13 protein-coding genes and 1 other RNA gene are annotated in these 11,653 nt (G+C 39.0%); 1 reads left to right on the forward strand and 13 read right to left on the reverse strand.

The annotated features are described in order from the left end of the window. Positions 1 to 137: 137 nt before the first annotated feature. The 13 genes from DNK84_RS14245 to ftsZ all read right to left on the reverse strand — a co-directional run bounded on the left by DNK84_RS14245 (position 138) and on the right by ftsZ (position 10,727). Positions 138 to 290, reverse strand: coding sequence for a hypothetical protein (locus DNK84_RS14245; RefSeq protein ID WP_162902145.1), 153 nt, complete (start codon positions 288 to 290; stop codon positions 138 to 140). A gap of 205 nt (positions 291 to 495) precedes the next feature. After that, on the reverse strand, positions 496 to 1,548 hold the full coding sequence (gene icmP / locus DNK84_RS05135) for a type IVB secretion system coupling complex protein DotM/IcmP (RefSeq protein ID WP_119343489.1): 1,053 nt from the start codon (positions 1,546 to 1,548) through the stop codon (positions 496 to 498). Between the two features lie 14 nt (positions 1,549 to 1,562). After that, entirely contained in the window at positions 1,563 to 1,901 is a 339-nt protein-coding gene (locus DNK84_RS05140) for a hypothetical protein (RefSeq protein WP_119343490.1), read from the reverse strand. Position 1,902: 1 nt separating this feature from the next. Next, positions 1,903 to 4,296: a type IV secretory system conjugative DNA transfer family protein gene (locus DNK84_RS05145; RefSeq protein ID WP_119343491.1), complete on the reverse strand. Its 2,394-nt coding sequence runs from the start codon at positions 4,294 to 4,296 to the stop codon at positions 1,903 to 1,905. Beyond that, the gene (gene icmT, locus DNK84_RS05150) at positions 4,293 to 4,544 is read right to left on the reverse strand and encodes an IcmT/TraK family protein (protein ID WP_119343492.1); all 252 of its coding nucleotides are present in this window, start codon (positions 4,542 to 4,544) and stop codon (positions 4,293 to 4,295) included. Before icmT ends, DNK84_RS05145 begins: the two co-directional genes overlap by 4 nt. Further along, positions 4,537 to 5,718, reverse strand: coding sequence for a type IV pilus twitching motility protein PilT (locus DNK84_RS05155; protein WP_162902241.1), 1,182 nt, complete (start codon positions 5,716 to 5,718; stop codon positions 4,537 to 4,539). The genes icmT and DNK84_RS05155 overlap by 8 nt, the downstream gene beginning before the upstream one ends. A 60-nt stretch (positions 5,719 to 5,778) precedes the next feature. Beyond that, positions 5,779 to 6,531 (reverse strand): type IV secretory system conjugative DNA transfer family protein, encoded by a 753-nt coding sequence (locus DNK84_RS05160; protein WP_119343494.1) that lies wholly within the window; start codon positions 6,529 to 6,531, stop codon positions 5,779 to 5,781. Between the two features lie 224 nt (positions 6,532 to 6,755). Further along, positions 6,756 to 7,052, reverse strand: a complete 297-nt coding sequence (locus DNK84_RS05165; RefSeq protein WP_119343495.1) for a hypothetical protein — start codon at positions 7,050 to 7,052, stop codon at positions 6,756 to 6,758. A 25-nt stretch (positions 7,053 to 7,077) separates the two neighbouring features. Further along, entirely contained in the window at positions 7,078 to 7,626 is a 549-nt protein-coding gene (locus DNK84_RS05170) for a DotD/TraH family lipoprotein (RefSeq protein ID WP_162902242.1), read from the reverse strand. Then, a complete protein-coding gene (locus tag DNK84_RS05175) occupies positions 7,616 to 8,044 on the reverse strand; it encodes a hypothetical protein (protein ID WP_119343497.1) in 429 nt (142 codons plus the stop codon). The genes DNK84_RS05170 and DNK84_RS05175 overlap by 11 nt, the downstream gene beginning before the upstream one ends. Positions 8,045 to 8,073: 29 nt before the next feature. Next, a complete protein-coding gene (locus DNK84_RS05180) occupies positions 8,074 to 8,688 on the reverse strand; it encodes a hypothetical protein (protein ID WP_119343498.1) in 615 nt (204 codons plus the stop codon). Between the two features lie 100 nt (positions 8,689 to 8,788). After that, positions 8,789 to 8,959: a hypothetical protein gene (locus tag DNK84_RS14250; protein ID WP_162902243.1), complete on the reverse strand. Its 171-nt coding sequence runs from the start codon at positions 8,957 to 8,959 to the stop codon at positions 8,789 to 8,791. Between the two features lie 631 nt (positions 8,960 to 9,590). Further along, positions 9,591 to 10,727 carry a cell division protein FtsZ gene (gene ftsZ, locus DNK84_RS05185; protein WP_119343499.1) on the reverse strand — a complete coding sequence of 379 codons (1,137 nt, stop codon included), beginning with the start codon at positions 10,725 to 10,727 and terminating at the stop codon, positions 9,591 to 9,593. Between the two features lie 183 nt (positions 10,728 to 10,910). On the opposite strand from ftsZ, the gene ssrA reads away from it, so the two are divergent. Continuing rightward, positions 10,911 to 11,326: a transfer-messenger RNA gene (gene ssrA, locus DNK84_RS05190) on the forward strand. Positions 11,327 to 11,653 lie beyond the last annotated feature (327 nt).

The raw sequence follows: 11,653 nt of genomic DNA on the forward strand, positions 1-11,653 counted from the left end.
CAGTTCATCTACCCGCTACGGACTCAGACCCCGGCACCTCCACGCATACTCGCCTTTACGTATTGCGTAGTGCTGATTTCAGGCAAATGAAAACCTTGATCAGGTGCGACGATGATATATTACGGGGCTCAATACCTTCACTTGCGTTGTGGCTGATAGACCGCCCTTACTACAGCTTCATAATGTTCGTTACCTTGCATTATGTGTAGTTCGGTTCCAGACTGGTGGCTAGCCTTTTTCTGGGCTGGATTGTCCAGCTTGATTGCCTTAGCTTTGCTTGGCGCACTCATTTGTTCATCTCATTAATTACTTTTAGCATACTCAGGGGGATGCTTCATTTGATTGCAATTTTCAAAAGGGCAATCATGTGCCGGTGGGACATGATCAGCATCATTCCGCCAGTTAGGGTATATTCTTTCCATATAGTTTAGTATTTTTTTACACCTATCCATACCGTAAAACCACGCTATTTTCAACATACCTGCCAAGACTTATTCACACGCCTAAACTATCTTTAAGCCCAACAATTGCTTCATCAATCATTGGCGTTTTAATTGCACGATTTACATCACGCTCTACAAGCCAATGCGCACGGACTGCTGCGGCTTCACAAAACACACTTTGACGCCCAACGTTATTAAGTACATACCAAAGTCTTCGATCGATATATTTAAGCCATAAAAAAGTAGAGGTAGTCACAATGCCTGTTTTGCGTGCATGTATCAATAAGCTTGTAAACACCGTATATGTATAAGCATTGCCTGCAATCAATGTCATAATTTTTTGATCTTTTGCATACTTTTCAATTAAATAACGATACTGATTAAAATCAATTTTCCTGTCTTCTTTTATTTTACGCGATATTTCATATAAAACGCTTTCTGCCTCCTCACGCGCATATAGGGCAAACGCACTTAAAATGGCAAAAATAATCTGCTGATGAACGGCAAGCTTTTCAAGCCCAGGCCATAATTCACCTAGTTGATCCACCATAACAGTATGCGCTTTTTGTCCATCCCATAGCACCTTTCCTTGATCATCCTCACATAGTAAGCCATGATGTTTCGCAAATGCTTCTGGTGAGAGCGCCATCGACCATTTCTGCGGTGTTTTCTTATTATCTTCCAGATAATGCAAAGCATTATAATACGGTAACTGGTTCTCTAAGCTCGCCCGTAAACTTTTCATATCTAATGTTTTCTGAAATTTGGTTTTTGGGTAACAAAACCATAATAAAAGCACAAGCACACTTGATAACAGCAAAAAAGGATAAAGCAATGCATTACCAATCACAAAGGATAAATCACGTATATCCTTTAGGCTTATCTCACCTAAAGCCGTATGCACTGCCCATTGAGAAACACCTTCATAGCGCGTGGTAAAATAACCTATCAAACGCAACTCAAATTGCTTTATCGAAAACATAAGACTCACTACTGAATCATGAAATAAGTAATATGTCCCTAATAAAATAATTGCAATAAGTGCAATCACGTAAAACCATGACATTTCACTGCCTTCTTGACCTGATTGTGCACCTTTTGACATAAACTAAACCTCAACTAGTTAAAATAGCGATCTAAATCGATTATATTCCCATTGATAAAAGCCAGTAATTCATGGTAAATAACAAACACCACCAAAAAGCAGATATGGGGTTTATCATTTAATAAAACCTGCTTTTTTAATAAGCTTTGACGATCTAACGTGGTTTTCGTCACAATTTTGTGGTTATAAACATAATTAAACCGCGGGGTAATCTTATCAATATAAAGCCCTAACAGCCCTTCTGGCTTAAATACCAGGCTTTGATCAACGGGCGCTTTATTATAAATAAATTGGAGCTCACCTTCATCAACATGGGATGATAACATTGCTAAAATATCCTTTGAAATATCCATCTTATGACACCTCTTCTTCACTTTCATCAGCATTAAAAACAAGCTGCGCTTTATCTAAAATTGTCTGGATATCCTCGTTGGAGGTTTTTTGTTGATAACATCCTGTCTCTGTTTGCCCAACAAGCTCAATAAGCGCTTGTTTGTACTTTTTAATCTCATCTAAAGACAAACCATGGCTTAAACCAAATTTTTTAAACGTGCTTGATAGCATCTCTGCAGAAATTAAATAATCATCAAAATCAATACAATCAAAATCAAAATATTCACTGGCCATTTTTTCAGCTAATGGAATCTTAGAATAAATAAGCTTCGTACCAAATTGCGCATCGATAACGTGCTCCTGTACATTTGATTCAAGCGCACCAGAATCACCTTCATCCATCTCAATTAATTGGTGCGCTTCTTTGTCCTGAGGTTCATCAAGCGCTTTTTCAACATAGCGATAGTAGTGATCACTCAACGCGGTTTTATCAGTTATCACTTGTATCTTTTTATCTTTATTTTGGTCATTTATTAGCTGATGTAAATTAGCTGGAAGCAATCTATCTTGTGGTAGCTCAGCAGAAAAAGAAACCATCGCCTTTAGGGTTTTGGTTAATTTAACATCTATCGGCTTTACTCGAATAAATTGATTGACATGAATATATTTTGTCTTTGGTGGATTTGCATAAAAAGACTTGCCGCGCACAATCTGCGATTTAAAGAAAATATGAAACTCACCCGGTTTTTGATCTTTTAAATCCATCAAATCAATACGTGCTCTTTTCTCAATACCTGCCTCTTTAGCATCTAAGTATCGCATCGATACACTTTCAGGGCTGACCTGATAGCTTTTAGCCACTGAAGTATATGCCTCACCTGCATTTTTCTGGAAAAACTCCCAGGTCTCGGTTGGATCTTCCAGTTTCATACATATTTTAATGTTCGTATTGGCACAGATTGAAGCTGCTTCTTCTTTTGATGCCTTTTGAAAGGCAGGTAAATCCTGTCCTGCAAAGACAGCTGAAAACCCAAGTGATCTTGCTTGTGCTGGCACCACGGCAAAGCCAGGGACGGCATAATAACCATATTCATCCAAAATGCACAAATAAGGATGCTTTGCATTAGTTGGTTTGGTTTCAATCACATCTTTGTATTCACCATGGACTTTACTGCCAAGTCCTGAGGCAAGCATCGCTTTTAATGAGGCGACAATCAGCTTCCCAAGATTTGATAGCTCATCAGGCGATTTCTCCAATGCCGGCAGTAAGACCACAAGAATGCGCCGATTTAAAATGACATCATTAAAATCAATCTCGGCAATATCTGCTTTCATAATGTGTGCATAAACATCAGCAAGGGAGCCAAAGACACGGGTTAACTGCATGGTAATATAGCCATGCTGTTCATAGGCTTTATCCGATTGTTTACCTTTATTGGCATTTTGATAGCCAGGTAGCGTTGATAAGTAATTCATCAACGGATCGACCACACTAAAGGGAAACTGTACATCAATTTCTGTGGTATTATTTTCAGCATCCACAATCACCTGATCAAAGACAAGGCTTTCAAGCACATCAAGTACAAAATATTTTCGAATAACTCCAGCATCAAGACGTAATAGGCCTTCATCACGAAGGTATACCAATAAGCGCATTAAAGCTTCAACAAAAGAAATTGCCCGCCCTTTCCACATATCACCATCACCTGAGTCTTTGGAACCTCCCAAAAGACTGACAATTAACTGTGATAGCATGCTTGATGAACCGATCGCAAAGGGGTTCATCGTATTGGATAGCGGTGTTTTTTGATGTCCAATAATGTCTTGTGCACCCGTCATATAGTTTAATACCAGCAAATCATCCTGGCGTCCCAAACTCTCGGCCATGGAAAACACTTTGGAATATAAAAGATTATCCCCCTTTCCATCAACATAGATAAAACCACTGCCCTGATTTAATGCATTATAAGCAAGTGATAACAAGGTCTCCGTTTTTCCACTACCTGTTGAACCAAACACCAAAACATGGGTACGCATGTCTTCATTATTAAACCACAATTGATCTTTGGTATTTAATTCGTTACCAAAATAATAAATCCCTGATGCTTTTTGTGGTTTGTTTGCTGGAGATAAGTGATTTTTATCTACATATTTGGCATAGACAGGCAGCTTAAATGGTAAGGCAGGCAGATCAAAAAATGCATACCAGAAAATAATGATGATTAATAAAAATATCACATCACTTATCACTGGCAATACAAACATCACACAAGATAGAAATACCAAGGTTAAAGCTGCACCCGTTCTTGAGGAAAGAAAATCTTTAGCACGCGTGGTAATCGGTCTTATATCACGTACACTTTCTGAGGATAACACCTCTTGTTTACTGCTTAATCCTCTAAATTTTGCTTTCATAAACGCCTCTTAAGCCGGATTTTTCTATTGCCAGTGACAAAAGTTCTTAATAAGCGAAAAAATGCAATTACACTAATACGCCACCGACCGAGCAATATAAAGAAAATTAAAACAGCAATCGCAACACAAACCGTCCATGTACGAATGTGAAGCAATACTAACAAAATTGGCAGACACACACGTGCATCAATGATAAAAAATTTTGGCGTTAACGCTGAATCTCGCCAGTGTGCATCTGTATTATGCATGGACTTCCCCTTTATTTTTCATATGGGATGATGTTTGGCTTTCTTTACGTGCCTGAAATAACAGCATTGATGGATCATCTTTTTGTTTTGCCGCAAGCTCTTTTATATCATCGCCTGATAACGATAATGTAATACCAGCTAAGCTCTCCAACGTTGCTTTTGCAATGGAATTATTACGATACGCTTCTAATGCTTGTGTATATAAATCACATCCTTTTTCTTTAATCATTTTCTGCAAATAACCACAACCATCACGATAAGAAAGCGTTAATAATTTTTGCTTCATCTGATCATCAAAGTGCAAATATTCACGTAAAGCAATAAGTTTTCCATCAACACCAATAACAAGATTTTGCCAAACAATTAATTGCAAGGCCTGCACCATATCTGAATAAACAAGGTCACGCTCGCTTTGCTGGTAATAATTCAACGCTCGACGAAAAACATCTACCACGCCTGATGCATGGATCGTGGTAATAACATCATGCCCTGTATAAGCTGCTTCTAGCACAGAAGTTAAAGTCTCTCGATCACGTGTTTCCCCAATCATTATCAAATCAGGGTTTCGCCTTAAGGCATTGCGAACTGCTGCAGCATATGTAGGCAGATTCTTTGGAATCTCTGATTGGCATATCAGTGAATTATTAAGCGATAGTCCATCAAAGCTATATTCAATAGGCGCTTCATAAGTCAATACTTTTAATCCATGCACACTTTCCTTGCAACGATCCTGAATCATTGCAGCTTGTAGTGTTGTCTTCCCACCACCAGTTGGCCCACTAATCAAATACAGTCCTCGCCCTTGTTTCATGTACTCACACAAGGGCGCTTTTACAGCTAAATCGGCTAGGCTTAACGGTTTACTTTGATTTAAGCGAATAGATATCTGTAAGCCATCCAAATATGAACCAAACGCTGAAGTAATATTCACACGCACAACGTGGGTGGCAATATCACTTTGAAAGCGAAAGTCAAGCTCTCCTTTTCTGGCAAGCTCTGCCTCGACATTCGCACCATATAGGTGCTGACAGATCGCTTTCATCTCATGTTGCGTAAGCGCGCGCTCCGCTACTGTATGTAATTGCCCTTGTTTTTTAATATACAAAGGTTTATGAGACTGCAGGCAAAGATCAGATATCCCATTTTTACAACCATAGTGCAGAAGTTCTGTCACACATTCTGCTGACAGGTACTTGGGCAAACCTTTCTCAAACACTACAACACCTGATGACCTTCATTTGTTTGCTTTTTGTGTATCAACAAGGTATGGCTGCCAACGTGCAAGCTCCTTATTAAACTTCGCTTGTGTATCCACATACCATTGATTATCATCAACAATCATCTGGTTATCCGTCATCGTCACACCGGTATTAACTTTTTTGACATGAATTGGTGTGATCATATGATAGGCAACCAGCTGATGGTACAACAACATACCCTTATAGGTTAAAGTCAACCGCCCCAAGCTTACTTTATAAACTTCTTCTGCTTGCGATATCCCATCAAGCCAGGCATATGCCAAAGTTTTTACCCAAAGCTTTTTTTCATCACTATTTTCTGGTAGCAAGGCTTTGTTTGGCCATTCAGGTGCGATATAATTTTGGATTAAATAATCACGCCATGATGGCAAAGCAGTATAAAACCGTGCTTTTTGTGCAATTTCATAGCGCACACCGGTTACACGAAGCTTTTCTTCAGAGCCATCAAGACTTAAACTTTGATCGCCAAAGAAAATGACTGGTGGCAAGACATTGCTCTCAAGCACGATGGCATTAAAATTATAAATCTGATCTAAATAACTTGCTGCCTTTTCAAGGCGCGCATTAATAATCTTACTTGCCCATGCCAGGCCTGATTTTATCCCAAGCTCTTGGGCAGCTTCTTTAATTGCGCGCTGGCGAATTGTTAGATACTGATTATCCTGGTAATTGACAACCGCTTTATTATTAACCTTATCAATAATATCAGCTAATTCTAACAATGGCATTTATTGCTCCATTTATCTTATTTTACAACGTAAATATAACGTATACCGCCCATCGCTACAAAAAGGCTATTACACTTTAAGAGATAGGCTAAGACTGCTATACACGGTAAAATTGTACCGATAAGACATAAGGATAAATAGCGTAAAAATACTTGAAAGTGCTTTGTTAACTATTGTCTATCTTTTTGGAATGATTTTTTGCGCTTTAACACCCATAAAACCACCTAAGGCTTATTGGTAATATTCACATTCACATCCTTGGCTTTATATTTCAAACCAAATTGATATCCTTTTCGATATTCAGCATTAAGCTTTAATTTTTCCGCTTCTGACAAATTGATATAACTGCAAATACTGGCATAATTTCGATCCATTGAGTTACCTTCTTTTGCTGCGTTCACGCCAGAGGCATACGCCGCATCTAATGTGCAATTCTGCTGAGCCATTTGTGTCATCATCTGTGCACATGAGCTTAAAAGAAATATTGATGAAAGAGAAACAATAATTTTTATTTTACACATTATATTCGCTTACTCATTATTTAAATTACTTATCAGTATAACGCAAACTTAAAATCCCTTCATCTGCATTAATATAAAGCCTTGCTTGTGATTTCATTTGGATATCAATATTACGCAATACATCAATAAGCTTACTTGTTTTCGCCGTATCTGTTGAACCAAAGCTTACAAGAATAGAAACAGCTGGCTTTTTGCCATAGATTTGCAATTGAAACCCAGATTTCTTGGCAATCTCTTTCAAAAGCGGCTCAACCTCACCATACCAGGATAACGTAATATCCTGTTGCAGCGCTTGGGCATATTGTCCTTTAACCGTTTTAAAAGGAATATCGACATGCCCCATTCGTGATTTTTCAATCATTAACATCATATCCATTTGTTGTTTGATTTCAGATGCTGAGCGCACAAGCTGCTGGTCTACCTGTGTGTTTAGGTGATTTTGTTGCGCAATTGAGGGATCAAGCGATTTATTTGTTGTACTTGCACAACCTAAAAGCATGAAACTGGTTATACCTAAAGCACTCAGTATCACGCCTTTTTTTACCTTACAAGATAAAACCTTATTAGTTGGCATCAGGAATTTTCTCTTTAATCTCAAACGTATTATAAGCATTTGGGTCACCGGCCCCTTTTGTCACTGTACTACCGATCATCTGAGTCATTGGCACAATCGCAATAAGTAGCGTCCCGACAACCAGCTGACCGATACCATTTCTAACATGATCTCCCTGCTGACCTTTAGTTGGCGTGTGATGGTTTTTTAAATGCCCAAGACCGGCAAAAATAAACCACATCCCCCCAATAGTTGCCACAATACTGATAAAGTATTTTAACTGCTCAATATACTTTACCAGATTCCCTGCCCATCTTGTAAAATCGCCAACATTTCCACTGCCTGCGGCATAAGATACCGATGCACCCAAGCCAGCAACCAGCACAAAGCCTATTGCTACAAAGCGACCTAATCGTAATTGTTTATACTTTTTTTTCATTATCATCTCCTATTGATTGGTTTAAAGAATTAGTTAACAAGCAAACCCAGTACGGTAAATATCCCTTGTGCGTTTACTGCAATTATCCCAGCAAATAAATGCACAAAAGCTGTGCCACTACTTGCCTGCTGACCATGGCCTTCACCCAGATTTATCAAAAGCAACAAGCCTCGCGTAAATGAGATAAGCCCGATGATAAGTAACATCGCAAAAACAAGCCATTTCATCTGCATCAACATATCGGTTTCTGAAAGTGCATGTTTAAAATAGCTACATATGGGATTATTATCCCCTGTAATCATTTCGCTATTAAGTTTACTGCTATAACTTAATATCGGGTTATCTATAATACTTGTCCCTTTAAATAAGGTTGCACTAACAGCCTGCAAGATACTCACAATGCCAATTAAGGAAGTACCCGAAACAAAATAAAAAACGGTTGCCATCGGTGAGTGGTGGCGGTGCATATGCTGCATTTTGTTATGTCGATATAAGCGAATAAGCCCAACAAAGATTAAAACAAATCCGATAATAGTCACAATGACGATTAATGGTGTGTATAACGCACCAAGCCCTTCAATAATACTAAGCACGGTATTATCATGAGGTATCCCGCAAATTTCCTTTACTTCATCTACTGTCATGAGGCTCTTACCACAAAGTTAACGCTGCCGTGTAAATCTGGCTACTAAGATACTAAAAAAGCACAGTCAATAAATAGCGTGAAATTACGCGATTTTACCATTATGATTTTGTACCAAGCTTATCAAGTAATATTTGCGTATCACTTGATCTCTCAAAAATACCTAGAACCTTGCCTGATGACAGTGTAAACGTTTTATTTTTTGTGCTTGTTGTCGTATAACAACAGGGTAAACGCATTATCTTGTTGCAGCTGCTTTTAGTTTTGGCCATAACTGCCTTGGAACCCTAACTAGTCGTCCATGAAAAAGTCAAATTTTTTCATAGTTCATGACTCAAAATACACCTACCCATAAAAATGTCTTATCAAATATTTTGATTTCTTGAGTATCATGCCTCTATCAGGTTGTAATATATACAGTTTGCAAAAAATACGGGCAGGCGCGTTTCGTAAGCCAAGGCCTATCCTATTATCTTTGACGAGTTAAATGGTTGTATTGCTATGCAGGTGCTAGTAATCTAAGCACATGCTTAAGGTTGATACCAATGCCTGCACAAATGGCGTTGATTTTATCTCCAGACTTACCCTTGAGATAATTGCGATCCATACCATGATCTGACTTTAAATGACCAATCAGTGGCTCAATGCTTGAGCGCCGCTCAACTCTTTTGCTTTTAACAAAGCGCCTTTCAGTGTATGACCATCGTATCGATTACCATGTATTGCATGTGAGCATAGGACCCAACCAGATTTTGCGGTGGCCACAATAGATGTCTTAACACCAAATTCATACTGCTTATGCGCTTTCCCTGACGAAGTCGCTTGCTTGGGCGACCCGTTGACTCACTAAAGTTCTTTGAAAGATGCCTTTCCAGCTTATCCCAGTCAACATTCGTAAGGAAACTATGCTTTATCGCTGTCTTTTGGATCTTGATAATCTGACTTGATTTTGCGTGCCAATGGCACCGTAACTGACGGGCCTTCTTTTGACAATAAACCATCAGATGATCTTTTGTTAATTACCTTTTCACGGCGATCTGAGGTTACATCCACATCAAAGCCTGTGGCAATAATGGTGACATCCAGCTCATCCCCCAAATCTTCTTTAATTGCCGTACCAATAATAACAGGCGCTTCCTCATCAGCAATCTCAGCGATACGATTACCAAGCTCGGTAAACTCACCCAATGAGATATCATTACTAGAGGTAACACAAACCAATAAACCTTTGGCATTTCTTAAATCGATATCTTCCAATAGCTCACATGATACTGCCTTTTCAACTGCATTAGCAACACGATCTTCTCCTGAAGCACATCCAGTTCCAATAACAGCAAGCCCAGGCGCTGTCATCACCGTTTTTACATCAGCAAAATCAACGTTAATGTGTCCAGGGGTGCGGATAATACCCGTCATTGATGACATCGCATTATATAAAACATCATTAGCCGCATGAAAGGCATCCATTAACGCGGTATGCTCGCCTAATGATTTTTTTAATTTATCATTTGGGATAACTATCAATGAGTTGACATGTTCCTGCAAGGCTGATATCCCTTGTCTTGCCAGGACTTCACGACGGCGTCCCTCAAAAGAGAAAGGTGTTGTCACGACACCAACGGTAACAACGCCTTTTTTCCTGGCAACTTCTGCAACAATATTCGCTGCACCAGTACCTGTACCACCCCCCATACCTGCGGTAATAAAAAGCATATCACAATCTGATATCGCCTCTTCAATCAAGTGAATACTTTCTTGTGCTGCTTTTAACCCAACCTCAGGATTTGCACCAGCACCAAGACCTCTTGTGACATGCTCACCAATTTGTATTTTATAATCAGCCAGGTTTTTATTTAGTGCCTGCTGATCTGTGTTCATCGCATAAATTTTTGCACCTTGTAATCCCTTTTCAACCATGTAACTGACAGCATTACCACCGCCACCGCCAACACCGATGACTTTAATACGGCCATGATCAAACCCGCTTAAATGTCTTTCATCCGCTTTGGTCTTTGATGCGTCTTTGCCCTGTTGACTCATAATGTCTCCTACCGTGCTTATGCTTTTTACTAGGATAGTATAAATTATTGCATAGCGTTAGGCCAATGCATATAAGAATTACTCAAATATTCTTATTTGGTTTCATTTTTTAAAAGTATTGCTATGTTTTTAAACAAAAACTTGATTTCATCTGCTATCGGCGGTAAAATTACAAATATCACTGGGGGCGAATATGGTTTCGACGGGAATTACAAGCTCTATCGGTGCATGCCGAGGGTGTATCTGCCTCGTAAAACACGTTACACAGTTTATAATAACTGGCAAAGAAAAAGCAAAACGCGTGCCTAAAAACCAAGCGGTTAAGGCTGAGCAACGTAAAGCTGCTTAATCTAGCTTAATAACCTAGATACGCACGAACCATGACCTTGTGCTTGTGTAAAGTCTTAACGGTTCGTTCATATGCATCACAAGATCGCTTAAATCACTGCCAAATGATTTAGGCTAAATTTTAAGGCTCGCAGCATGACCGCCCTGTTCTGTCGGGCAGATTACTGTTAAAGATAATAGATAGAACTAAGCATGTAGATCTGAAGAGTGCGGATTTGCGGACGCGGGTTCAACCCCCGCCGCCTCCACCAATTACTAATTCCACCTATTTCTAAGCACATCCAACAAAGGCTATAAAACCCTTTAAAATCAGTTAAATTACCACCAGCAAAGCTGGGGATTTAGCAAATTAAATCAGCTACCTTCTTGAAATAAAATATCCATAAATCTAGGTTCTGTGAACCAAAAATACTACAAGATGTGAAATTAAGTTGATTTAATTAAAAAATGATCTGCAAGGTTGCAATCCTTGGTTTGAAATATATTTGAGAAAAACAACAAAGGATTGCAAAATGCATTATCACCTAAATGGAAGTGCTGGGGAAAAGATTAATGAATTTTTAATGACGGTAAAGAGG

It is taken from the genome of Facilibium subflavum (genome assembly GCF_003574485.1).
Lineage (GTDB): Bacteria > Pseudomonadota > Gammaproteobacteria > Francisellales > Francisellaceae > Facilibium > Facilibium subflavum.

Coding starts and splice junctions, on each gene's coding strand:
- DNK84_RS14245 (WP_162902145.1), bottom strand. CDS start 290: ATGAGTGCGCCAAGCAAAGCTAAGGCAATCAAGCTGGACAATCCAGCC.
- icmP (WP_119343489.1), bottom strand. CDS start 1,548: ATGTCAAAAGGTGCACAATCAGGTCAAGAAGGCAGTGAAATGTCATGG.
- DNK84_RS05140 (WP_119343490.1), bottom strand. CDS start 1,901: ATGGATATTTCAAAGGATATTTTAGCAATGTTATCATCCCATGTTGAT.
- DNK84_RS05145 (WP_119343491.1), bottom strand. CDS start 4,296: ATGAAAGCAAAATTTAGAGGATTAAGCAGTAAACAAGAGGTGTTATCC.
- icmT (WP_119343492.1), bottom strand. CDS start 4,544: ATGCATAATACAGATGCACACTGGCGAGATTCAGCGTTAACGCCAAAA.
- DNK84_RS05160 (WP_119343494.1), bottom strand. CDS start 6,531: ATGCCATTGTTAGAATTAGCTGATATTATTGATAAGGTTAATAATAAA.
- DNK84_RS05165 (WP_119343495.1), bottom strand. CDS start 7,052: ATGTGTAAAATAAAAATTATTGTTTCTCTTTCATCAATATTTCTTTTA.
- DNK84_RS05170 (WP_162902242.1), bottom strand. CDS start 7,626: ATGCCAACTAATAAGGTTTTATCTTGTAAGGTAAAAAAAGGCGTGATA.
- DNK84_RS05175 (WP_119343497.1), bottom strand. CDS start 8,044: ATGAAAAAAAAGTATAAACAATTACGATTAGGTCGCTTTGTAGCAATA.
- DNK84_RS05180 (WP_119343498.1), bottom strand. CDS start 8,688: ATGACAGTAGATGAAGTAAAGGAAATTTGCGGGATACCTCATGATAAT.
- DNK84_RS14250 (WP_162902243.1), bottom strand. CDS start 8,959: ATGGCCAAAACTAAAAGCAGCTGCAACAAGATAATGCGTTTACCCTGT.
- ftsZ (WP_119343499.1), bottom strand. CDS start 10,727: ATGAGTCAACAGGGCAAAGACGCATCAAAGACCAAAGCGGATGAAAGA.